Origin of the sequence: Xanthomonas sp. WHRI 6106 (assembly GCF_040202405.1) — a bacterium.
GTDB lineage: Bacteria > Pseudomonadota > Gammaproteobacteria > Xanthomonadales > Xanthomonadaceae > Xanthomonas > Xanthomonas cannabis.
Genome location: NZ_JBEGFC010000003.1, coordinates 130,401 through 152,122, shown reverse-complemented (window position 1 = coordinate 152,122; position 21,722 = coordinate 130,401). Strand labels below are relative to the sequence as shown.

Below are 21,722 nucleotides of genomic sequence, written 5' to 3'. Positions count from 1 at the left end.
GCCAGCCCCCATTCCGGCCGATGCCATGCCTGCTCTCCATTCGCTTCCAGCGACCAGCCCCGCCGCCACCGGGCGCAGCGGGCTGGCGATCTTCATCCTGGCGTTTGCCGCATTCGTGATCGTTACCACCGAGTACCTGATCGTCGGTCTGCTGCCCGGCCTGGCGCGCGACATGGGCATCTCGATCTCCGCTGCCGGCCAGCTGGTGACGTTGTTCGCCTTCACGGTGATGCTGTCCGGCCCGCCGCTGACCGCCTGGCTGTCGCACCTGGACCGCAGGCGCCTGTTCGTGGCGATCCTGCTGGTGTTCGCGGTGTCCAACGCCGTGGCTGCGCTGGCGCCCAACATCTGGGTGCTGGCGGTCGCGCGCTTTCTTCCGGCGCTGGCATTGCCGGTGTTCTGGGGCACTGCCAGCGACACCGCCGGGCAACTGGCCGGCCCGCAACAGGCCGGGCAAGCGGTGTCGCGGGTGTATCTGGGCATTTCGGCGGCGCTGCTGTTCGGCATCCCGCTGGGCACGGTGGCGGCCAACAGCATCGGCTGGCGCGGCGCGTTCTGGAGTCTGGCGGCGCTGTCGCTGGCGATGGCCGCCGCGTTGGCGCTGTGGATGCCGACGGTGGCGCGCACCGAGCGGGTCAACCTGCGCCAGCAGGCCGGGATCTTCACCGAGCGCTTCTTCCTGGCCAATGTGGCGTTGTCGGTGGTGGTGTTCACCGCCATGTTCACCGCCTACACCTATCTGGCCGACCTGCTCGAACGCAACGTGGGCGTGCCGGCGGCAAACGTCGGCTGGTGGCTGATGGGGTTCGGTGCGGTCGGCCTGATCGGCAATTGGTTGGGTGGCCGGGTGGTGGACCGCTCACCGCTGCGCGCCACGGCGGTGTTCCTGCTGTTGCTCGCGTTGGGCATGGCGTTGTGCGTGCCGGTGGCGGGCACTGGCGTGCTGCTCTGTCTGACCCTGGCGGTCTGGGGCATTGCGTATACCGCGCTGTTTCCGATCAGCCAGGTGCGGGTGATGCAGTCGGTCAGCCATTCGCAGGCACTGGCCGGCACCACCAACGTGTCCGCTGCCAATGCCGGCATCGGCGTCGGCGCCATCATCGGCGGGCTGGCGATTCCGGCCTGGGGCCTGGGCAGCATCGGCTACGTCGCCGCGGCGGTCGCCGCGCTGGGGGTGGTGCTGATTCCGTTGGTGCACCGCGCCCGGCGGTGAGTGGCGTCTGTGGCAAGGCTGCGCCCGGGCCATCAGGTGGCACGCGCGCCCATGGCAGCGGGTGACGCGCTGATCGGCGCAGGTGGCGCGCAGGTGCCCCGCCACCTGCGCGCCCGGCGACCTGGAGCTGCCCCGCAGCGCCCCCTGACAGCACTGCACGCCAGCCGCTGCTGAATGCCGCCAGCCCAGGCAGCGTGGGCCTGGGCGCGGCGGCTGTGGCGCGCGCATTCCCGTGTAAAATGCGCGGTCTTTGACCGGAACAATGGCGAAAGCTGCTCCACGGGCGCCCCTCTCGGGCCCGGCGTTCATTCGCCTGCTCGCACGCCTCAGCGACGTCCGCGTCGCCCAGTCCAACCACGCGCTGGCCGACCGGCTGAGCCAATGGATCGACTGGACGCGCGCAGTGGCCGTGTCCAAGGCGCTGGATGGCAAGCTGCCCGACACCGATGACCTGCCCGAGCCGCGCCCGCTCGATGCCGACGCCTGCGCCCGCGTGCGCGCCGGTCTGGCAACCAGCAGCGTGGCGGATCTGGATGCGCTGGTGGCACGTTTGCGCACCGAAGCACGTGCTGCCACCGAGGCGGGCGCGGCGCCGCCGGTGCCCGACTATGCCCCGTTCCGGCAGCATTACCTGGCCATGCAGCGCGCCATGCGCACCGCCACCGGCGATCTGCGCGGGCGGCTGCGCGACCTGCTGACGCTGGTCTCCAGTGAAATGGCACGGCTGGCCGAAGTGGATGCGGTGATGGAGCTGACCCTGAGCCCGCGCGAGCAGACCCTGTTGAACACCGTGCCCAGCCTGCTCGGCGCGCATTTCGAACGCCTGCGCCATGCCGCGCAGGCGCATCACCCGCCAGGCGATGACCAGGCCGCCGCGCGCGCGGTGTCCGATGGCTGGCTGGACGTTTTTCGCAAGGACATGCAGAGCGTGTTGCTCGCCGAACTGGATGTTCGTTTTCACCCGATCGAAGGCCTGCTTGCAGCGCTTCGTACCCGCTAACTGGGACGTCATGTTCAAAACTCTTGTACACGTGTGTGTGTTTCTCGTCGGCCTGTTGGCGGTTTGCTGGGTCGGGTTCGGCTATCTGGGCTCCAATCCGCTGGGCGCCTGCATCGCCGCGGTGATCGGTGCCTGCTATCTGGCCGGCGCGCTGGAGCTGTATCGCTATCGCCAGGCCAGCGCCACGCTGGACACCGCGGTGTCCGGGCTGACCGCCGCGCCGTCGGCACTGGATGCGTGGCTGGCGCAGCTGCACCCGAGCCTGCGCAATGCGGTGCGTCTGCGCATCCAGGGCGCGCGCGTGGCGTTGCCGGCGCCCGTGCTGACCCCGTACCTGGTGGGCCTGCTAGTGCTGCTGGGCATGCTCGGCACCCTGCTCGGCATGATGGCCACGCTCAAGGGCACCGGCTTTGCCCTGCAGAGCGCCACCGACCTGCAGGCCATCCGCGGCTCGCTGGCCGCGCCGGTGGAAGGCCTGGCGTTTGCATTCGGCACCTCCATCGCCGGCGTCGCCAGCTCGGCCATGCTGGGCCTGTTGTCGGCGCTGTGCCGGCGCGAGCGCCTGCAGGCGGTGCAGCGGCTGGACCTGAAGATCGCCGCCGAACTGCATCCGCATTCGGAAGCGCACCAGCGTGATGAAGTGTTCAAGCTGCAGCAGCAGCAGAGCGCGTTGATGCCGGCCCTGATCGACCGGATGCAGGCGCTGATGAGCAGCATCGAGCAGCACAGCATCGCAGCCGACCAACGCCTGGCCGCGCACCAGGCCGAGTTCCATGCCAGAACCGAGGCGGCGTACACGCGGCTGGCCACGTCGATGGAACAGTCGCTGCAGGCCGGCGTTGCCGACAGCGCGCGCGCGGTCGGCGCGGCATTGCAGCCGGCGATGGAAGCCACCATGGCCGGCATTGCGCGCGACACCGCCGCGCTGCACGAACGCCTGACCCAGTCCGTGCAGCAGCAGCTGGACGGCATCAGCAGCGGCTTCGATCGCAGTGCGAGCAGTGCGGCCAGCCACTGGGCCAGTGCGCTTGCCGCGCAGGAACAGGCGCAGCGCGCGCTCCACACCCAGCTGCAGGACACCCTGGAGCAGGTCGCCCACCACAGCACCGCCGTGCAGGAAGGCGTGAGCACGGCCGTGCAGCAGCAGTTGCACGGACTCAGCGCCGGCTTCCAGGACAGCGCACGCACCGCCGCCGACCAGTGGCAGGCCGCCCTGGCCGCGCAGGAGCGCGCGCAGCAGGCACTCACGGAACAAATGCAGGCGCTGCTGGCGCAGGTCGATGAGCGCAGCAGCGCCGTGCAGGACAGCGTCACCCGCGCGGTGCAGCAGCAACTGAGCGCACTCGACGATGGCCTTGCACGCAGCCATGCCGCCACCGCAGCGCACTGGGCCACGGTGCTTGCCGAACAACAGCGCGCCACCCAATCGCTCAGCACCCAGCTGCAGGCCACGCTGGAACAGCTGGCCCGCCAGACCAGCGCTCTGCAGGACGGCGTGCAGCAGGCCGTGCAGCAGCAGCTGGAGGGCTTGAACAGCGGGTTCGAGACCAGCACGGCCGCGGCCGCGGCCAGCTGGACCGCTGCGGTGACCGAGCAGCAGCGCAGCAACCACGCGCTCACGCAGGACCTGCAACATGCATTGACCGAGTTCGCCAGTACCTTCCAGGCGCGCTCCGGCGCCCTGGTCGATGCGGTGGCCACGCGCATGGACCAGTCCAGCAGCGAGGCCGCCACCGCATGGACGGACGCACTGGCACAGCAGCAGCAGGCCAGCGCTGCGCTGGCCACCCAGCACCAGGCCGCACTGGCCGCCGCCACCGCCAGCTTCGACGCACAGGCCGCATCGCTGGTGGGCACCTTGCAGCACGCGCATGGCGATCTGCAGGCCGCGCTGGAAGCGCGCGATGCGCAGCGTCTTGCCCTGTGGAGCGAGCGCTTCACCGCGATGAGCGCCACGCTCACCGCGCAATGGGAACAGACCGGCGAGCGCGTCACCCGGCAACAGCAGGCCATCTGCGACACCCTGGCCAGCACCGCCAGCGAGCTGTCCACGCAGGCGCAGGCACAGGCCAGCGCCACCATCAGCGAGGTCTCGCGCCTGATGCAGATCGCCGCCGAAGCACCCAAGGCCGCCGCCGACGTGGTGGCCGAGCTGCGCCAGAACCTGTCCGACAGCATGGTGCGCGACACCGCCATGCTGGAAGAACGCACCCGCCTGCTGGCCACGCTGGACACCTTGCTCGACGCGGTCAATCACGCTTCCACCGAACAACGCCAGGCCGTGGACGCGCTGGTCACCACCTCGGCAGACCTGCTGCAACGGGTGGGCACCCAGCTCACCGAGCAGATCGGCAGCGAAACCGGCAAGCTCGGCGCAGTGGCCGCGCACGTCAGCGGCAGCGCAGTGGAAGTCGCCAGCCTGGGCGAAGCCTTCGGCGTGGCGGTGCAGCTGTTCAGCGGCGCCACCGGCGAGCTCAACGAGCGCCTGCAGCACGTGGCCACCGCACTGGATGCCTCGCTCGCGCGCAGCGATGACCAGCTGGCGTACTACGTGGCGCAGGCGCGTGAGGTGGTGGACCTCAGCATGCTGTCGCAGAAGCAGATCATCGAAGAACTGCGTCAGCTCGACGGCCGCCGCAGCGATGCCGGCGCAGCGGAGCCGGCATGAGCGACGAGATCGAAAGCGACGGCGAGTCCGGCACGCCGATCTGGGCCGCCTTCGGCGACCTGATGTCGGTGCTGCTGGGCGCGTTCGTGCTGATCCTGGTCGGCGTGATCGGCGTGCAGCTGCAGCTGTCCAGCCGCCTGGACCAGGAGGTCAGGCAGCGCCAGGCCGAAGCGCAGCGCCGCAAGACGCTGGAACAGGCGCTGGCCGCGCCGCTGGCCGCCGGACGCGTGACGCTGGTGGATGGCCGCATCGGCATTCGCGGCAACGTGCTGTTTGCGTTCAACTCCGATGAATTGCAGCCGGACGGCCGCGAGGTCCTGAAGTCGCTTGCCGCCCCGTTGGCGCAGTACCTGCGCGCCCGCGAAGAGATCCTGATGGTCAGCGGCTTCACCGACGACCGCCCGGTACTGGGCGGCAACCGCCGCTATGCCGACAACTGGGAACTGTCTGCGCAGCGCGCGCTCACCGTGACCCGGGCGCTGATCGCCGACGGTGTGCCGGCCGCCTCGGTGTTCGCCGCCGCGTTCGGCGCGCAGCAACCGGTGGACTCCAACGCCGACGAAGCGCGCCGCGCCAGGAACCGCCGCGTGGAAATCGCACCGATCGCACGCCCCTCGACCGCGCGTGCGCCCTCGTCCACAGCGCCGGCACCGGCACCGGCCACGCGATGACCACCTCGGCGACATCCGCCTACGCGCGGCTGGTGCGCTGGCGCAATGAGGGTGCCGACCAGCTTGACCCGGTGCGCTTCCATCTGATGCAGGCATTGGCCGCACGCGCGCAGACGCAGGCCGATGCGGTGCGTGCGGTGCTGGAAGACAGGCTGGCTGCATTGGTCGATGCGTATGCGGCCACGCTGAAGGATGCGGCGCGTCGTCGTGCCACCGGCCCTGCCGATCCAGGTGCCTTGCAACGCACTGCCCTGCGCGCAGTGACCGACCAGCTGGCAGGCCATGCCGCCTTGATGGAGGTGGACAGCAGAAAGACCGCAGCGCCCGATGCGGAGCTGTTCCCGGAACTGCCGGCGCTGGACGATTTCCGCCGTACCTGGACCACCGTGCGCACTGCCAGCCAGGTGCGGCAGTCGCTGCAGGATGCGCCCAAGGACGCCGGCCCGCTCAATTCCAGCGTGCTGGTGCACCGCTGCATCACCCTGATGCGTGAATGCTCGCCCGGCTATCTGCAGCACTTCCTCGGCTATGTGGATGCGCTGTCGTGGCTGGAGCAGATGCAAAGCGGCGGCGTGCTGGCCGATGACGCCGCCGCGCCGCTGCCAGCCCCCAGGAAGCGCAGCCGCAGCGGCACCACCAAGCGGCGCAGCCCGGCGTAAGTTAGTGCGCGGTGCGGCAACCCGTGGTGGGCGATCCGCTTGTTCATCGAGCACGGCCGGCACCGGGTGTTCATCCTGCGCGCACTGCCCGCCACCATGCAGCCTGCGGCAGGCTCCGCCAACACCGCGCTGCACAGCGCGTGCAACGCGGCATGGTCCTACGACGCCGGCTCGGCGATGACATCGAAGCGCGGCGCGCGCTCGAAGTCCGCGCGCGTAAACGGGCGGTCGCGGAACAGGTAACCGTAGTAGAACGTGCGCAACCGCTGATGGTAGGCACGGATGCGGTCCTGGTAGGCCAGTTGTGCACGCAGGTCGGTCTGCGCCAGCCGCGTCAACGCGGCCTGCAGCGCCACCGGCGGCAGCACCATGGCGGCACGCTGCGCGAGCGCTTCGCGACGCACCAGCCCCTGGCGGTACGCGGCCACCTGCGTGGCCACCTGCTGGTCGCCGTTTTCGTGGAAGGCGAAATACCACTTGTAGTGGAAGGCGTCGGTCAACGGCGCCGAATCGGCCCACTGCGGGTTGCGCGCGTAGAAGCGCTGCATGGTGGCCTGGCGCGGGATATCCCAGGCATGGTTGACCGCCTCGCGCTGCAATCGTGCGATCTCGGTGCCCTGGGTGACCGGCACCGCCTCGTTGATCGCCACATGCGCCAGCGCCGGTGCCACCAGGGCCAGCAGCACCCAGCAGGTGGCCAGTGCCGTGGCATGCGCGGCGGGCCGCCAGCGCAGGCGGCCCACCACCACCGCCAGCAGTACCCAGAACAGCAGGTACGCGCAGGTCAGCGCCAACACGGCCAGTTGCTGCAGCAGCGGTACGCCGTTGACGCTGGCGGCAATGACGAACGGCACGGCCAGGCACAGCAGTACCGCCAATGCACGCACCGTCACCCGCCGCATCCACACCCTGGCGCCGGCACCCGGCAGGGCCGCCAGCATGCGCGCGCGCCCGGCCTCGCGCTCCCCGGAGCGCAGGTCGAACAGCAGCGCAATCACGAACAGCGGCAGCAGGAACACCAGCACGAACGCGTAGTCGAAGCGGCCGGCCAGCGCCAGCTCCGGGTTGTAACTGTCGCCATCGTAGATCTGCGCCTCCAGCCCCAGCGCGCGCACGCGCAGGATGTACGGCGCCACATCGCGCATGCCCACCGCAGCGAATGCCAGCGGCGCGGGCGCATCCCAGGTCGGGTGAAAACTGTAGTAAGCCGCGCTGCCGGCATCGTTGCTGCGTGCGACATAGGCGGCCACCGCCGCAGTGTCTTCCTGCTGCAGCGCTGCAATGCGTGCGATGTTGGCGCGCTGCGCAGCGATGACGTGCTGCCCGGACAGCAGGCTGCACACGGTCAGCAGCGCAAGCAGCACCAGGCCGGCCGCTGCTGCGCGCGCGCGCAGCAGCAACAGCAGTTCGTATTTCCACAGCAGCATCAGCGCGTCACTCCCACACGTCGGCCGGCGACGACCAGCATGCACAGCCCCGCCAGCAACCAGGCCCCGATCAGTCCCAGCGGGATGCGCGCCGCGCCGATCACCTCATCGTTGGACGCCGGCACGAACGCGAATACCGGAATCGCATGCCAGTGCGCTGCGGAAATGCGCTTGCGCCGGTCGGCACCGGCATCCTGCGCGGTGTCGTCGGCCATGCGCACCGCATCGGCCTGCAACTGGTTAAGCTGTTGCACCAGCGTGTAGCGATAGCGCTCGGCCTGCGCCAGAAAGTGCTCGTGCGCGCGCAGATCGGTGCGTGCCAACGCCATCGACACCTCGCGCAGCGCCACCGTCGGGCTCAGCGCCGCGAAGCTGCGCACCAGCAGGTTCTGGTCCTGCTGGATGCGGGCATCGCGCGCGGCGTAGCGTTCGAACAGGCTGGCGCTGAGCCGCTCGCCTTCCAGTGCGAGCAGGCCCTTGTAATTGACCGGCAGGTCTTCCACGCGCTGGACACCGTAGCGGCGCAGTACCTGCTGCTTGAACTGCGCAAAGTACGGGTCATCCGGGTTATGGCTGTCGCCGAGCGTGCGCAGATCGCGCTGGATGGCCACATCGGTTTCCAGCCGCGTGGGCAGCCGGTACGCCGCGCTGGCCACATCCGGTGCCACCCGCGGCACCAGCACGGCCAGCCACACCCACAGCGCCAGCGCCACCAGCAGCGCATCGCGCCCGCGCCGGCACAGCATCGAGACCGCCAGCACCAACGCGCACCACACCAGCAGATACGCCGCATACGCCAGCACCAGCAGCGCCACCGGCCCGGCCTGGCCGGGCACCAGGGCAATCGGTATCAGGCCGACCAGCGCCGGCAGCAGGCAGGCCCCGGCCACCGCAGCCAATGCCAGATATTTGCCGCCAAGCAGTTGCCGGCGCGTGGCGCCCTGCAACAGCAACACGCGCAGCGTGCCGGCGTCCTGTTCGCGCGCCACCGCGCCATAGCCCAGGAACACCAGCAGCAACGGCGCCAGTACCTGCAACACGAACGCCGGGGTCAGTTGGCCGAACCGCACCAGCAACGAGCTCTGACGCACGTCGCCGAAGTTGGCGGTGTTCTGGCGATGGCCTTCCAGGAACATGCTGTTGCCGGTGAACGCATCCACGCCCGCATCAAAGGCGGCCAGCGCCGGCAACGGGCGATAGATGAAGTGGCCGTAATGCACCACGCGATGCGGATGCCGGTCCGGCTGGGCCTCGAAGGCCTGCTGCGCGGCCTGTTGCTGACGCGCGCGGAACTCGGTGACCTGGCGCTGGTGATGCGCGGCAGTCAGCGTGGCCGCCAGCGTCAGCAGCATCAGCAACACCACGCCGATGGCGGCGGAGCGATTGCGTGCCATGAAGCGCAGTTCTTCGCGGGCGACCAACCACACAGCCCTCATGCGCGGCGGCTCATGCAGCATGATCCTGCGGACGCGCAAAGCGCGCATGCAGGGAGCGCACATCGAACCCGCTGTCGCCGGCGCCGATCTGTTCGGCAATGCGCCCGTCTTCGAGAAAACCGATGCGGTCTGCAACGTCGACCGCGCCGAGCAGATCGTGCGTGACCATCAACACCGCACCGCCACGTTCGCGCACGCCGCCGACCAGGCGGTTGAAGTCGGCAATGGCGCGCGGATCCAGCCCGGAGGTGGGCTCATCCAGCAGCAACACCGGCACCTGGCGCAAGCTGGCGACGGCGATGGCCACCTTCTGGCGCATGCCCTTGGAGAACCCGGCCAAACGTTGCGTCCAGGCCTCGCGCTGCAGACCAGCGGCGGCAAATGCCTGGCCGATCGCGGCGTGAGCGCAGCGCTGCCCGGCCAGCGCGAGCAGGTAGTCGGCGTTTTCCATGGCACTGAGATGCTCATAGAGCGCCACGTTTTCCGGCAGATAGGCCAGCCGCGCACGTGCCTTGCCGGGCGCGGACACCGGGTCGACACCATCCACCAGCAGCGTTCCCGATGCGGGCTTCACAAAGCCCAGCAAGGCAGACAAGGTCGAGGACTTGCCGGCACCGTTGCCACCGAGCAAGGCGTAGACGCTGCCGGCGGCGACCTGAAGCGTGAGGCCTTGCAGCACGGCACGTCCGCGGTAGGCGACGTGCAGGTTGTCGATCGAGATCGCTGGCGCTGGCTGTGGGGATGGGGACATCGTGCCGATCATGAGTAAAATGATACGTTATCACATTGCCGACTCAAGCCTAAGATGCCCGGCCGCGCGCGACGCCCGCACGGCCTTGCGCAGGCTGCAGCCGACCGTTGCGGCCAGTGCAGTACCCGTCACCCAGACACTTGCGGCAGAGCGCACGGCCACTGCCTTCATCAGGCACATCACGGTCACCACCTCCACACGAGATTGCACACGCCACATGAGTTCCGATCCACGCACCTGCCCCGACTCCACGCACGCCGGTCACCGCCTCGCCTCGCCCTGCTCCCCGCGCCCCGGCTTTCACCGCGCGACACGTACCGCCTCTGCCTGCCTGCTCGCGGCCGCATGTCTTGCTGCCGCGTCGCTTGGCGCACAGCCACTGGAAACCACTGCCCTGTTGCCGCCGGTGCGCGCCTGGCATGGGGCGAGCGAGGCGTTGATCGCCGGTCCAGCCGATCCGTGGATCACGCCGGCCGAGCGCAGCGATTTCGTCAGCACGCCCAGCTACGAAGAAACGCGTGCGTGGTTGCAGCGCCTGGTCGCGGCCTCGCCGTTGTTGTCGCTGGAAGTGTTCGGCAAGACCGCCGAAGGGCGCGACCTGCTGCTGGTCCGCGCGCGCAAGGGCACGCCGGGCAAACCGGTGGTGCTGGCGCAGGCCGGCATCCATGGCGGCGAGATCGATGGCAAGGACGCCGGGCTGATGCTGCTGCGCGACATCGCCCAACGCGGCAAGGACGATCTACTGGATGCGGTGGACTTCGTGTTCGTGCCCATCCTCAACAGCGACGGCCACGAACAACGCGGCCCGCTGGTCGGTGCCGCATTGCGTGGCCCGCAACAGATGGGCTGGAACACCACACCGCGTGGCATCAACCTCAATCGCGATTATCTGGCCCTGGAATCGCCCGAAACGCGGGCGGTGGTGACGCTGCTGCATGCACTGGACCCCGCGCTGTACATCGACCTGCATGTCAGCGGCGGGCTCGATCATCAATACGACATCACCTTTACCTTCGCCGGCTGGGGCACATATGCACGTTCGCGCGCCACTGCCGGCTGGCTACAGCAACGCTTCACGCCGGCCGTCAACGCCGCGCTGCGCAACCAGGGCCACACACCTGCGATCTACCCCAGCCTGATCGACGAAGATGCGCCGCGCTCTGGCCTGCGCTATTCGCCGGAAGGCCCGCGTTATTCCACCGGCTACGGCGATTTCGCCGGCATTCCCACCGTGCTGGTGGAAAACCACCGACTGAAGTCGTACCGACAGCGCGTGCTCGGCGACTACGTCCTGCTCGAAGAAGCGCTGCGCCTGGTCGGTCGCGATGCAACCAAGATCGCTGCCGCCAAGAGGGCCGATCGTGCCGCACGTCCGCAGGAATTGATGGTGGCCTGGGAACGCCTGCCGCAGCCGATCGACCACATCGCGTTCAAGGGCGTGACGTATACCCGCGCCCTGTCGCCGGTCTCCGGCCGGCAGGAATTGCGCTGGGAAGGCCGCGATGAAACCTGGACGATGCCGGTGATCGGTTACCGCCAGACGCAGGCGGTGCAGTATCCGGTGGCCTGGTGGATTCCCCCCGGCTACGACGACGTGCTTGCGTTGCTCGACACGCATGGCATCCAGTACGAACGTCTGCAGCAGCCGCGCCAGCACACGGTGCAGCAGATTCGCATCACCAACACCAATACCAATACCGACGCCACCGGCAAGCAGGTCGCGCGCACAGGCAGCGTGGACGAGCTCTTTCCTGCCGGCAGCATCCGCGTGCCCGCCGATCAACCGATGCGCATGTTGGCCGCCGCATTGCTGGAGCCGCTCAGCAGCGATTCCCTGCTGGCCAGCGGACGCTTCCGCAACGCCGGCAGCCCCGACAGCGGGCTATACGGCGCCGAGCTGGTGGACTTTACCGAACGCCTGTTGCGCAGCGACGCCGCATTACGCCGCGAATTCGAGCACAAGCTGGCCAGCGATGCTGCATTCCGCACAGATGGCGATGCGCGACTGCAGTGGATCTACGCACGCTCACCCTACGCGGCGATCACTGGCTGGCGGTATCCGGTGCGGCGCGAAGTGACGCAATAGCGTCGCGCTTATGCGCAGCGCTTATCGCAGAGCGGGCGTCATCGGCGGCGCATGCTCGGCCATCAGCGCAATCACCCAATCGATGAACACCCGCAGCTTGGCGCTGACGTGGCGGTTGGGCGGGAAGGCGATCGACAACGGCATCGCTTCCAGCTGCCAGTCCTGAAAGATCGGCACCAGCTCGCCGCTGGCGACATGCGCGTTGGCCATGTACACCGGCAGCCACAGCACGCCCATTCCTGCCAGGCCGGCGGCGAGATACGCATTGCCATCGTCGGCGGCCACAACGTGCCGCCCGTGGACGCGCACCGCGTCGTCGCCCCGCTGCATCACATAGGGAACCGTCGTGGTAGTGCCCCAGCGCATGAAGCCGACGCAGCGATGCCGGGTGTTTTCCAGCTCGGACGGGTGGGTGGGCATGCCCAGCCGCTGCAGATACGCGGGCGCGGCGTAGACGCCGGCCTGCAGGTCGGCCACGTGGCGCGCGATCAACGACTGGTCGGTGATGGTGCCCCCGCGTATCACGCAATCCACGTTCTCGCCCATCAGGTCCACGCGACGGTCGCTGACACCCATGTCCAGCTGGATATCCGGATAGCGCGCATGAAAGGCCGGCACCGCCGGCATCAGGATCAGCCGCGCCAACGGGCTGGGCACATCCACGCGCAGGCGCCCGCGCGGCAGTGTCGAGGCATCGGACAGGCTGGTTTCCGCGTCGTCCATGTCGGCCAGCAGACGCACCACGCGGTCATAGTAGGCCGCGCCATCGGCGGTCACCTGCACCCGGCGCGTGGTGCGGTGGAGCAGGGTCACCCGCAGGCGCGCTTCGAGCTGCTGCACCAGCTGGGTGACACTGGCCCGGCTCATGTGCAGCGTGTCTGCGGCCTTGGTGAAACTGCCGGCCTCCACCACGCGCGCAAACGCCTGCATCGCATCGAACCGATCCATCGCCACTCCCGCACCCAGATTGTTTGGATTCTACAAACAGTGTTGGTCAAGGCTGCGGATTTATCGCGCGCGGCCACGCGTTTAGGGTGGAGGTCCGTTCTGTCGCACTTCGAAGGAGACCTCCATGGCCACACGTGACGTTGTTTTACCGCCGGGCCGCCACGCCCTGTATGAGCGCCATCGCTATTCGCCGGCGGTACGCACCGACGGCCTGCTGTTCGTCGCCGGCCAGGTCGGCAGCCGCGAAGACGGGTCGCCCGAGCCTGACCTGGACGCGGAGATCGCGCGCGCCTTCAGCAATCTCGACGCCATCCTCAGCGCGGCCGGCTGCACCTCGCAGGACGTGGTGGATGTCACCTTGTTCATGGTCGATCCCGAGGTGGTGTTCGACGCTGCCTGGAACCGGTGGGCCGATTACTGGGGCCCGGCCCCCTACCCCACCGTCACCGCCGTGGGGGTGACCTGGCTGGCCGGCTTCCGGTTCGAGATCAAGGTGGTCGTCAAATTGCCGGCGACCGATCACGCGTCGGCGGCCTGATCCCGGCGTGGGCTCCCACGCCATGATGGCAAGCAGCCGATGGCCGTCGAGCCCCAAGCGGGTGACCGCGACGATGCCGGCGACGCGGATGACTCCCGGTGGTTGGCCATCACACGACAATGCCACGCCCACGCGTGGCGTTGTCGTGTGCGTCAGCCCAGCACGCTCAGGCGCCATGCCTGGTAGCGTGGCGCGCCTGCGATCTTCAATTCTGCTGCGCTGTTGGATCTGCTCAACGTCGAAGCGGTGCCGGACAAAAACGTCCAATCACCCCGGCGATTGGGTAATCCGGGCATTCCGATAGCGCCGGACTATCGTTCATTTCCGTAATGTCTCCTGCGAATTAACCGTTTCTTAAATTCGTAAAAAACTCGCTAAAGCGATGCCATAGGCGGCCGCTACCGGGGATCAGCGCGACGCGACGCGCATCACCGTTCTGCCCGCTGCGCTCCTGGCGCGGCGTCCATCATCTTCTTAGCGAGACCGCAATGAACCTGACCGTCAAACTGCTCAGTGGCGCCATCGCCCTGGCCTCGTCGACCTGCGCCTACGCGCAGGAGGACTCGATGTTTTCCTTCAGCGGCTTCGGCACGCTGGGCGTGGTGCACTCGACGGAGGATCAGGCCGACTTCACGCCCGACATCCAGACCGTGGAAGGCGTTGGCGCAAGCCACTCCACCTCCGCCCGCCCGGACTCGCGCATCGCCGGCCAGGTCAATGCCAACTTCACCGACAACTTCACCGGCGTGCTGCAGGTGACCAGCGAATACGCCGAGCGCGCCGACTACGCGCCCAAGGTGACCCTGGCCCACGTGAAGTACCAGTTTGGCCCGCAGTTCGCCGCACGTCTGGGCCGCATCACCGCGCCGTTGTACATGCTCTCCGAGTACCAGCGCGTGGGCTATGCCACCCCGTGGGTGCGCCCGCCGTATGAGGTCTACAACTACCTGCTGCCGATGGACGGCATCGAAGGCGTGTACACCGTCAACGTTGGCCAAAGCGTGGTCAGCGTGCAGGGCTTCTATGGCCGCATCGATTCCAAGAAGGCCGACGTAGACGCGCTGCGCGGGTTGGCCATCGGCCTGGAATCGGGCGCATCGACTTTCCGTGCCGGCTACATCGTCGGCACCAGCACCTTCGACACGCCATCGCTGGACCGCCTGTTCACCGCCTACCAGCGCATCAATCCGGCGCTGGCCAATCGCCTGACAACCTACGATGTGGATGGCAGCTTCGCCAGCGTGGGCTACGCCTACGACCCGGGCAACTGGTTCCTGCGCACCGAAGTGATCCAGGCCGATTACTCGCCCTCGCTCAACGGCAAGACCACCTCCGGTTACCTCAGCGTCGGCGGCCGGTTCGGCACGCTGACCCCATCGGTCACCTTCGGCAGCGTCGATCGCAAGGCCTCGAGCATCGCCCCGGGCCAGGACCCGGTCGGCATCATGACCCGTGCGCTGGCGCAGGCCGAAAGCGGCCGTCACAGCGTCACCGCCTCGCTGCGTTGGGATGCGCGCGAGAGTATGGCGTTCAAGCTGCAGGCCAGCCATATCAACAACAACGCCGGCTCGTTCGGCTCGTTGAACAACATCCAGCCGGGCTTCCGTCCGGGCGGCAGCTACAACCTGCTGTCGGCGTCCGTCGACTTCGTGTTCTAAGAGAGCCCCCATGAAACTTTCCAAGTATTCCGCAGGCTGCGCGCTTGCGCTGTTGTTGCTGGTTGCGTTCTCGGCCAACGCCGATGTGGTGGTGGTGATGGCGGCCAAGGGCGGCCCGGACAGCCTGAGCGCGGCGCAGGTCTCGCAGATCTTTCTGGCCAAGTCCAACAGTCTGCCCGGCGGCGGCGCAGCGGTACCGATCGACCAGGAAGAAGGCGCCGCCACGCGCGATGAGTTCTACAAGAAGGTTGCCTCCCGCGATGCGGCGCAGCTGAAGTCGTACTGGTCGCAGCTGATGTTCACCGGCAAGGCGCAACGCCCCAAGCGCGTCAGCGGCAACGACGCGGTCAAGAAGGCCGTGGCGGCCACGCCCGGCGCAATCGGCTACATCAGTGCCGCAGCCGTGGACGCCAGCGTCAAGGTCGTCCTGAAGCCGTGACCCGCCACCTGCTCGAGAGCCCTCTCATGAGACGCATTCTGTCGCTACCGTTGTTCTGGAAAATCCTGATGCCGGCAGCGGTGGCAATCATTTGCCTATCGGGCTATGTGGCTTTCAGCACGCTGGTGTTCCATCGCAACAATGACCGCCTGGAAGCGGTGCGCGACGTGCATTTCCCGATGCTCGACGCGATGACGCGCAATGTGGCAGCGCTGGACAAGCTCATCAGCGGGCTCAATGGCGCGGCCGCCGCAGGCGATGCGGACATGTTGGCGGCCACCAAACCGGTGGCCGACGACATCCACAGCTCCTACGTGAAACTGCAAAAATCCGACCCGGCCAACGCGCAGGAACTGGCACGCCTGGGCAAGCAGTTCGATCAGTACTACAGCCTGGCGCATGGCGTGGCTGCGGCGTTCGTGGAGCAACGTGAACCCGATGCCGCGCAGATGAGCGCCATGGCGCCGGCGCTGGAAACCTATCGCACCACCCTCACCGCCATGCAGAAGCGCGCCGATGCGCGCTTTCGCGGCACCGTGCAGGAAGCAGTGGACAGTTCGGTCACCGCCAGCATGACCGGCCTGCTGCTGGGCCTGATCGGCGCGGTGGTGTGCATCGCGTTCGGCTGGATCGTGGCGCGAGCCATCACCCAGCCGCTCAACCGCGCGGTGGGCATTGCGCATGCGGTGTCGTCGGGCCGGCTGGACAACGCCATCTCGATCGACCGCAATGACGAGGTCGGCCAGCTGTTGCAGGCCATGGAGAGCATGCAGCGCCAGCTGCGTCGCGTGATCCAGGCGCAGACCGACATGGGCGACAAGCACGAGGCCGGCATCGTCAGCCACCGCATCGCCGAGCAGGAGTTCCCCGGCGAGTTCGGCACCATGGTGCGCGCCAGCAACACGCTGGTGTCCAGCCATATCGCGGTCACCATGCAGATCGTGGCATTGACCGAGCGCTATGCGGCCGGCGACCTGTCGCAGCAACTGGAGGCATTGCCGGGCGAGAAGGCGGTGATCAGCCAGTCGATCAACGATGTGCGGGCCAGCCTGCTGTCGATCAATGGCGAGATCAAGCGCCTGGCGGCGGCCGCTGCGGCGGGCGACTTCAGCGCGCGTGGCGACGAGACCGCGTTCGAGTACGACTTCCGCCAGATCGTGGTGGACCTCAACCACCTGATGAGCACCTCCGACAAGAGCTTGGGTGCGTTGTCGCAGGTGCTGCAGGCGATCGCCAACGGCGACCTGACCACGCGCATGCACGGCAACTTTGCCGGTGTGTTCGCCCGCATGCGCGACGATGCCAACACCACGGTGGAGCGCCTGACCGACATCGTCGCGCGCATCCAGCAGTCGTCGGCGGAAATCGATACCGCTGCCGGCGAGATTGCCGCCGGCAATCAGGACCTGTCGCGACGCACTGAGCAGCAGGCAGCCAACCTGGAAGAAACCGCTGCCTCGATGGAAGAACTCACCTCCACCGTCAAGCAGAACGCCGAACACGCGCATCAGGCCAACGAACTGGCACGTAGCGCTGCCGGCGTGGCGTCGAAGGGCGGCGAGGTGGTGAGCCAGGTGGTCGGCACGATGAGCGGCATCGAAGCGTCGTCGAAGAAGATCGCCGAGATCATCTCCGTCATCGATGGCATTGCCTTCCAGACCAACATCCTGGCCTTGAACGCGGCGGTGGAAGCGGCGCGCGCCGGCGAACAGGGCCGTGGCTTCGCGGTGGTGGCCAGCGAAGTGCGCACGCTGGCACAGCGCTCCTCCGGTGCCGCCAAGGAGATCAAGGAGCTGATCGACGCCTCGGTGGGCAAGGTCGCCGAAGGCTCGGCGCTGGTGCACAAGGCCGGCACCACCATGACCGAGATCGTGGCCAGCGTGAATCGCGTCACCGACATCATGGGGCAGATCACTGCCGCCTCCAGCGAGCAGTCCGCCGGCATCGAGCAGGTCAATCAGACCGTCATCCAGATGGACGAAACCACCCAGCAGAACGCGGCATTGGTGGAAGAGGCCATGGCCGCCGCCCGCGCGATGGAAAAGCAGTCCAGCACCCTCACCCAGCTGGTGTCATTGTTCCAGCTGGACGCGGCAACCCAACAAGAACGCGCGCTCGAAGAAGTCGCATAGCAGATCGCGATCCGCCGTGCGGATCGTTTCGCTGGATCGTCAACGACCCCCTGCTGCATCAATGCAGCAGGGGGTTTTTTTTGCGCCGGATGACGACCGCGCGGCGACCGCGGCGACCAGAGCTGCGTGACCTGAGGGAGCGTTTGGCAAGTGCGTCGCGCAGGCGCTGCGGGCAGGCGCGGCGCGGGAGCACGGCGCCGGTTAGTGCCTACGCCATTCGACGTGACACGACGTCAGCCGCCTGCGCGGCAGCTGCGCAATGACCGGCAGCATCGCGCTGTTGCACCCATCCCGGCACGTCAGTAGATGCCAAGTCCGTCACAGCCTGGCGCTGCGGCGCGCCTGGCGCAGGTGTGTTGTCACGTTCGTCACAAGCAAGCAACATTGGCATGCGATAGCTGTCGCGCTCGCTAGGGGACGGGCGAGCCATTGACCTCTCTCAGCGCACTGCGCATCACGTCGGTCTGCTCCTCGCATATCGGCGGCGGCGTCGTGCGTCCGACCGATTCGAAGGAGATTTGCCGCATGCGTTTCAGGACCCTGTTTGCCGTTGTGCTTCTTACTGCGTTCAGTGCCGTTGCCCAGGCACAGGTCGTCACGCTCAACAAAGGCGGTTACACGCTGCGTTACGACTGTACCAACCACACCACGCTGCGCTACGAATACGTGCTGCAGGCCGATACCGGCTCGGCCGCGCGCCCGTCCGGCTTCAATCTGGACACCGAGCTGCCCAGCGGCTGCGCCGGCCAGACCTCCACCGCCTCCTACGCCAGCGTGCGCACTGGCTACGACCGCGGCCATCTGGTGACCTCCAACCACATGGACTACAACGCCACCTACATCCGTCGCGCCAACCTGATGTCCAACATCGTGCCGCAGGTGGCCAGCTTCAACCAGGGCATCTGGGTGCGCGCCGAAAACGTCGCCGAGTGCTACCGCGATATCGCCAGCGTGCAGGTCTACGGCGGAGTGATCTACAGCGACACCAGCAACGACTACTTCCTGGCCAGCCACGGTATCCGTACCCCGGACTTCTTCTGGAAGACCATCATCACCGCCAACCCGGGCGGCGGCACGCGCGCCATCAGCTGGCTGATTCCCAATCGCGAAAATCTCGGCTCGCTGGACAGCTACATCGTCAGCATCGACGAGCTCGAAGACCTGTACGGCGCCAGCACCATCGGCATCACCGCGCCGGCCGCCGTCAAGGCCATGCTGCCTGCCACCACCTGGCCGCAGCCGAGCAACTGCGACCTGGGCTGAGCCGCCCTGCATCCACGCCACGGCACCCAGCCCGGCACGCGCCGGGTTGGGTCATGCGCCATCGCGTGCGGCAAACCATGCGGCGTAGGGCGTGTTCCTGACCAGATGCCGATTGAGATCGTCGGCACCGTCGGTCCACCACACCGGGCCGCGTTCTCCCAGGGCCACCTTGGCGGCGTCGACCTGGCGACGTGCCGCCGTCAGGGCCTGTGCATCGTCAGCGCGTTTGGCCGCCTTGACCGCGCGCCGCGCGTCCATCAACTCGCTTACCAGCGCCGCACGGGCATCTTCGCTTAGATGCGGATTGGCCGTACGCCAGAGCCGACCACGCACGATGAGATAGCGCCCATCCGGCGTCAGCAGCGGCGCGTCGGTCGTGCTCATTGCAGTGTCCGGGACACGGCGGTCGGCATGTCTTCTCAGGCAACCGGTGCGAAGCGCGGGCGCATGGCGCCATCCACGTTCACCTGTTCCAGAAACATCGCATACGGCCTGACCCACAGGCCAACGTCGTTGTCCAACGGCCGGTACAGCACCAGCGGTTCCAGCGTCTCGCTGCAACGCACCACGCCAAGCACCTCGTAGTGGCCGCCCTTGAAGTGGCGATATTCACCCAGCGCAATGGTCGGTAGCGGTGGCAGTGTCTGCATGGTCGTCAGCGCAAGCGAGGGCTGTGGAGTGTAGGCCGGGTAGCGACTGCTGACGAGCTGGCGGGCGCGCATGCGCCGATCGTCGTGCGCCCGCAGCATGCGCTGCATCGTCAGGCGACGCCGCAGCCGTGCCGCATGTTCGTTCCAAATGGCCGATTGAAGTCATGACGGCCGTGGCGCCAGCGGGGCAGGCATCCACGGCACCTGCAGGCGCGCTCCCGGACCGAGTACGCACGCGGCTCCGGATGCCGCGACGCGGCACCTGAAGCCACGTCTGCGGTGCCTATTCGTCTTCGTCCTGGTCGACGTCGTCTTCGATGCCATCGTCGTCGTCGATCTCGCTGTCCTGGGCAGGGCCGTCCTGCAGCAGGTCTTCGTTCTTGCCCGGCGCCTTGACGCCATTGGGCGGGGTGGGGTCGTCGATCCGTGTCGCGCCGCTGTCTTGGGTACGCATGCTGCTCTCCTGCGGCAGAAGGCCGCGCAGCCACCTTCCCCCTGCCGCCGTGATGTGGACGTGTGCCGTGCGCATACGCAGCGCGCAGGCACGCATGGCCGTCACACGCAGCCGCCTGGTAAACTAGCGCCATCAGGCGATGCCCGCACATCCAGCAGGCGGACGCACCTGACCGGTCACGACAGCCGCAGCCTCACGCCACGCAACGCAACGCGTCGGCAGGCTGCACGCGTCCGCGGCTGAACTGCGCCATCGCGCCGCAGGCCCGCCCTGCATCTGCGCGTCAGCTGCCTGCGTAGAGAGGGGACACTCATCGGGACACCCACCATGCCGAGCTTGCGCCGTGACCTGGAAGACCTGCTCGCCGCCTGGAAGGCGGAAGCACGCACCTTTGATGCCTGCGACATGCCCGCCTCTGCCCTGGCCTTGCGCGACTGCCATCGCCGGCTCTCGGCATTGCTGGGCAGCCACAGCGCGCACCCGCCAACGGCCGACGTGGCCGTGACTGCCCACGCGCAGACCACCACCACGCTGTAATCAGGCACGGCGGGTCGCGCCGGCCGAGGCCACCTGCCCTGGCGCGGTCGGCGGTCTCACCCCACCGGGCACAGCGGTGTTTCGCCGGGCCGTAACGTCAGCACGCGCACACCGGTGTGCGTGACCGCCACGGTATGTTCAAACTGCGCCGACAGCTTGCCGTCGCGCGTGTACACCGGCCACTGGTCCGGCTGCGAGCGGATCGCCGCACGTCCCTGATTGATCATCGGCTCGATGGTGAACACCATGCCCTCCTGCAGGGGCAGGCCGGTGCCCGGGCGGCTGTCATGCAGGATCTGCGGCTCTTCGTGCATCTGCCGCCCGATGCCGTGCCCGCAGTAATCCTTGACCACGCTGTAACCGTGCTCGCGCGCATGCCGGGCAATGGCATGCCCGATATCGCCCACGCGCGCCCCCGGCCGCACCGCGGCAATGCCCTTCCACATCGCCCGGTACGCTGCATGCACCAGCCGCCTGGCGGCATAGGACACCTCGCCCACCAGATAGGTAGTGCTGGAATCGGCGATGAATCCGTGCTTTTCCAGCGTGATATCCAGGTTGACGATCTGCCCGCTGCGCAACACGTCATCGGCCGATGGCACACCATGGCAGACCACATCGTCGATCGACGCGTTGAGCACGTACTCGAAGCCGTATTGGCCCTTGCTGGCGGGCCGCGCACCCAGCTCCTGCACGATCATGCGCTCGACCAGCGCATTGAGTTCCAGCGTGCTGCGTCCTTCCAGCGGCACCTGGTCCAACGCATGAAACACCTGCGCCAGCAGCTGGCCGGCCGTGGCCATCGCTGCGACCTCTTCCGGTTGCTTGATCATGCCCGTCCGGGCTTGAGAACCTGCGGCTTCAAGGCCTGTGGCCGCACGCCTGCCGCGCGCAACTCCTGTGCCACGATGTCCTGGAACGACATCGCCGGATGCATCTCGCACAGCATGCCGACCTTGATCCAGAAATTGGCCTGCGCATTGATCGACCGGCTGCTCACCGTACAGGCGCGGCGCAGTTGGTCATGCAGATCGTCGTCGATATTGACGATGCCCATTGGTAAGCTCCTGATCGCGAATATACGCAACGTATATGAAACATATATCCGCAGCAAGCAGCCGCTACCGAGCGTCACCTCTGCCGGGCACCCCTCGCATCAGACAGGACACTGCACAAACTCCGCATCGCCACA

At 67.5% G+C, this 21,722-nt stretch carries 21 protein-coding genes; 12 read left to right on the top strand and 9 right to left on the bottom strand.

Features of this window, described 5'->3' with window-relative positions:
• The first annotated feature begins 25 nt into the window (after positions 1-25).
• From ABQZ09_RS06265 to ABQZ09_RS06245, 5 genes are all read left to right on the top strand, one after another.
• On the top strand, positions 26-1,213 hold the full coding sequence (locus ABQZ09_RS06265) for an MFS transporter (protein ID WP_349776421.1): 1,188 nt from the start codon (positions 26-28) through the stop codon (positions 1,211-1,213).
• 262 nt (positions 1,214-1,475) lie between these two features.
• Positions 1,476-2,213 (top strand): DUF3348 domain-containing protein, encoded by a 738-nt coding sequence (locus ABQZ09_RS06260; RefSeq protein WP_039405885.1) that lies wholly within the window; start codon positions 1,476-1,478, stop codon positions 2,211-2,213.
• Between the two features lie 10 nt (positions 2,214-2,223).
• On the top strand, positions 2,224-4,881 hold the full coding sequence (locus tag ABQZ09_RS06255) for a DUF802 domain-containing protein (protein ID WP_349776420.1): 2,658 nt from the start codon (positions 2,224-2,226) through the stop codon (positions 4,879-4,881).
• Positions 4,878-5,552: an OmpA family protein gene (locus ABQZ09_RS06250; RefSeq protein ID WP_184555746.1), complete on the top strand. Its 675-nt coding sequence runs from the start codon at positions 4,878-4,880 to the stop codon at positions 5,550-5,552. Before ABQZ09_RS06255 ends, ABQZ09_RS06250 begins: the two co-directional genes overlap by 4 nt.
• On the top strand, positions 5,549-6,211 hold the full coding sequence (locus tag ABQZ09_RS06245; protein ID WP_184555743.1) for a DUF2894 domain-containing protein: 663 nt from the start codon (positions 5,549-5,551) through the stop codon (positions 6,209-6,211). Before ABQZ09_RS06250 ends, ABQZ09_RS06245 begins: the two co-directional genes overlap by 4 nt.
• 158 nt (positions 6,212-6,369) lie before the next feature.
• Here the strand turns inward: ABQZ09_RS06245 and ABQZ09_RS06240 are convergent, their stop codons facing one another.
• Genes ABQZ09_RS06240 through ABQZ09_RS06230 form a run of 3 tightly spaced genes read right to left on the bottom strand, consistent with a single transcriptional unit; the run spans position 6,370 to position 9,825 of the window.
• Positions 6,370-7,638 (bottom strand): DUF3526 domain-containing protein, encoded by a 1,269-nt coding sequence (locus tag ABQZ09_RS06240; RefSeq protein WP_349776419.1) that lies wholly within the window; start codon positions 7,636-7,638, stop codon positions 6,370-6,372.
• Complete coding sequence (locus tag ABQZ09_RS06235) at positions 7,638-9,074, bottom strand: ABC transporter permease (RefSeq protein WP_349776418.1); 1,437 nt, start codon at positions 9,072-9,074, stop codon at positions 7,638-7,640. Before ABQZ09_RS06235 ends, ABQZ09_RS06240 begins: the two co-directional genes overlap by 1 nt.
• 10 nt (positions 9,075-9,084) lie before the next feature.
• On the bottom strand, positions 9,085-9,825 hold the full coding sequence (locus ABQZ09_RS06230) for an ABC transporter ATP-binding protein (RefSeq protein ID WP_039405979.1): 741 nt from the start codon (positions 9,823-9,825) through the stop codon (positions 9,085-9,087).
• 331 nt (positions 9,826-10,156) lie between these two features.
• On the opposite strand from ABQZ09_RS06230, the gene ABQZ09_RS06225 reads away from it, so the two are divergent.
• Positions 10,157-11,911 carry a M14 family metallopeptidase gene (locus ABQZ09_RS06225; RefSeq protein ID WP_503018662.1) on the top strand — a complete coding sequence of 585 codons (1,755 nt, stop codon included), beginning with the start codon at positions 10,157-10,159 and terminating at the stop codon, positions 11,909-11,911.
• A gap of 21 nt (positions 11,912-11,932) precedes the next feature.
• On the opposite strand, the gene ABQZ09_RS06220 is transcribed toward ABQZ09_RS06225, so the two are convergent.
• Positions 11,933-12,859, bottom strand: a complete 927-nt coding sequence (locus ABQZ09_RS06220) for a LysR family transcriptional regulator (protein ID WP_503018596.1) — start codon at positions 12,857-12,859, stop codon at positions 11,933-11,935.
• Positions 12,860-12,983: 124 nt separating this feature from the next.
• Between ABQZ09_RS06220 and ABQZ09_RS06215 the strand changes: the two genes are divergently transcribed.
• From ABQZ09_RS06215 to ABQZ09_RS06195, 5 genes are all read left to right on the top strand, one after another.
• A complete protein-coding gene (locus tag ABQZ09_RS06215; protein WP_349776416.1) occupies positions 12,984-13,397 on the top strand; it encodes a Rid family hydrolase in 414 nt (137 codons plus the stop codon).
• Between the two features lie 488 nt (positions 13,398-13,885).
• Positions 13,886-15,055: a hypothetical protein gene (locus ABQZ09_RS06210; RefSeq protein ID WP_039405915.1), complete on the top strand. Its 1,170-nt coding sequence runs from the start codon at positions 13,886-13,888 to the stop codon at positions 15,053-15,055.
• 10 nt (positions 15,056-15,065) lie between these two features.
• On the top strand, positions 15,066-15,494 hold the full coding sequence (locus ABQZ09_RS06205) for a type 2 periplasmic-binding domain-containing protein (protein ID WP_349776415.1): 429 nt from the start codon (positions 15,066-15,068) through the stop codon (positions 15,492-15,494).
• Positions 15,491-17,626, top strand: coding sequence for a methyl-accepting chemotaxis protein (locus tag ABQZ09_RS06200; protein WP_184555723.1), 2,136 nt, complete (start codon positions 15,491-15,493; stop codon positions 17,624-17,626). The genes ABQZ09_RS06205 and ABQZ09_RS06200 overlap by 4 nt, the downstream gene beginning before the upstream one ends.
• 525 nt (positions 17,627-18,151) lie before the next feature.
• The gene (locus ABQZ09_RS06195) at positions 18,152-18,889 is read left to right on the top strand and encodes a DNA/RNA non-specific endonuclease (protein WP_039405981.1); all 738 of its coding nucleotides are present in this window, start codon (positions 18,152-18,154) and stop codon (positions 18,887-18,889) included.
• Between the two features lie 51 nt (positions 18,890-18,940).
• On the opposite strand, the gene ABQZ09_RS06190 is transcribed toward ABQZ09_RS06195, so the two are convergent.
• From ABQZ09_RS06190 to ABQZ09_RS06180, 3 genes are all read right to left on the bottom strand, one after another.
• Entirely contained in the window at positions 18,941-19,273 is a 333-nt protein-coding gene (locus tag ABQZ09_RS06190; protein WP_349776414.1) for a hypothetical protein, read from the bottom strand.
• Positions 19,274-19,308: 35 nt separating this feature from the next.
• A complete protein-coding gene (locus tag ABQZ09_RS06185; protein WP_349776545.1) occupies positions 19,309-19,539 on the bottom strand; it encodes a DUF1653 domain-containing protein in 231 nt (76 codons plus the stop codon).
• 283 nt (positions 19,540-19,822) lie between these two features.
• Complete coding sequence (locus ABQZ09_RS06180) at positions 19,823-19,993, bottom strand: hypothetical protein (RefSeq protein WP_349776413.1); 171 nt, start codon at positions 19,991-19,993, stop codon at positions 19,823-19,825.
• A gap of 327 nt (positions 19,994-20,320) precedes the next feature.
• Here ABQZ09_RS06180 and ABQZ09_RS06175 point away from each other — a divergent pair, with 327 nt between their 5' ends.
• A complete protein-coding gene (locus ABQZ09_RS06175; RefSeq protein ID WP_184555718.1) occupies positions 20,321-20,530 on the top strand; it encodes a hypothetical protein in 210 nt (69 codons plus the stop codon).
• A gap of 56 nt (positions 20,531-20,586) precedes the next feature.
• Here the strand turns inward: ABQZ09_RS06175 and map are convergent, their stop codons facing one another.
• Together map and ABQZ09_RS06165 are read right to left on the bottom strand one after the other, a co-directional pair.
• The gene (gene map / locus ABQZ09_RS06170) at positions 20,587-21,363 is read right to left on the bottom strand and encodes a type I methionyl aminopeptidase (RefSeq protein WP_349776412.1); all 777 of its coding nucleotides are present in this window, start codon (positions 21,361-21,363) and stop codon (positions 20,587-20,589) included.
• Positions 21,360-21,587 (bottom strand): ParD-like family protein, encoded by a 228-nt coding sequence (locus ABQZ09_RS06165; RefSeq protein WP_039405934.1) that lies wholly within the window; start codon positions 21,585-21,587, stop codon positions 21,360-21,362. Before ABQZ09_RS06165 ends, map begins: the two co-directional genes overlap by 4 nt.
• Positions 21,588-21,722: the final 135 nt, after the last annotated feature.

Bases quoted from the DNA above. Each gene is read 5' to 3' on its own strand.
- ABQZ09_RS06165 (WP_039405934.1), bottom strand. From the start codon at position 21,587: ATGGGCATCGTCAATATCGACGACGATCTGCATGACCAACTGCGCCGC.
- ABQZ09_RS06255 (WP_349776420.1), top strand. From the start codon at position 2,224: ATGTTCAAAACTCTTGTACACGTGTGTGTGTTTCTCGTCGGCCTGTTG.
- ABQZ09_RS06250 (WP_184555746.1), top strand. From the start codon at position 4,878: ATGAGCGACGAGATCGAAAGCGACGGCGAGTCCGGCACGCCGATCTGG.
- ABQZ09_RS06220 (WP_503018596.1), bottom strand. From the start codon at position 12,859: ATGGATCGGTTCGATGCGATGCAGGCGTTTGCGCGCGTGGTGGAGGCC.
- ABQZ09_RS06240 (WP_349776419.1), bottom strand. From the start codon at position 7,638: ATGCTGCTGTGGAAATACGAACTGCTGTTGCTGCTGCGCGCGCGCGCA.
- ABQZ09_RS06265 (WP_349776421.1), top strand. From the start codon at position 26: ATGCCTGCTCTCCATTCGCTTCCAGCGACCAGCCCCGCCGCCACCGGG.
- ABQZ09_RS06180 (WP_349776413.1), bottom strand. From the start codon at position 19,993: ATGCGTACCCAAGACAGCGGCGCGACACGGATCGACGACCCCACCCCG.
- ABQZ09_RS06195 (WP_039405981.1), top strand. From the start codon at position 18,152: ATGCGTTTCAGGACCCTGTTTGCCGTTGTGCTTCTTACTGCGTTCAGT.
- ABQZ09_RS06210 (WP_039405915.1), top strand. From the start codon at position 13,886: ATGAACCTGACCGTCAAACTGCTCAGTGGCGCCATCGCCCTGGCCTCG.
- ABQZ09_RS06260 (WP_039405885.1), top strand. From the start codon at position 1,476: ATGGCGAAAGCTGCTCCACGGGCGCCCCTCTCGGGCCCGGCGTTCATT.
- ABQZ09_RS06175 (WP_184555718.1), top strand. From the start codon at position 20,321: ATGCCGAGCTTGCGCCGTGACCTGGAAGACCTGCTCGCCGCCTGGAAG.
- ABQZ09_RS06230 (WP_039405979.1), bottom strand. From the start codon at position 9,825: ATGTCCCCATCCCCACAGCCAGCGCCAGCGATCTCGATCGACAACCTG.
- ABQZ09_RS06245 (WP_184555743.1), top strand. From the start codon at position 5,549: ATGACCACCTCGGCGACATCCGCCTACGCGCGGCTGGTGCGCTGGCGC.
- ABQZ09_RS06190 (WP_349776414.1), bottom strand. From the start codon at position 19,273: ATGAGCACGACCGACGCGCCGCTGCTGACGCCGGATGGGCGCTATCTC.
- ABQZ09_RS06205 (WP_349776415.1), top strand. From the start codon at position 15,066: ATGAAACTTTCCAAGTATTCCGCAGGCTGCGCGCTTGCGCTGTTGTTG.
- ABQZ09_RS06185 (WP_349776545.1), bottom strand. From the start codon at position 19,539: ATGCAGACACTGCCACCGCTACCGACCATTGCGCTGGGTGAATATCGC.
- ABQZ09_RS06235 (WP_349776418.1), bottom strand. From the start codon at position 9,074: ATGAGGGCTGTGTGGTTGGTCGCCCGCGAAGAACTGCGCTTCATGGCA.
- ABQZ09_RS06215 (WP_349776416.1), top strand. From the start codon at position 12,984: ATGGCCACACGTGACGTTGTTTTACCGCCGGGCCGCCACGCCCTGTAT.
- map (WP_349776412.1), bottom strand. From the start codon at position 21,363: ATGATCAAGCAACCGGAAGAGGTCGCAGCGATGGCCACGGCCGGCCAG.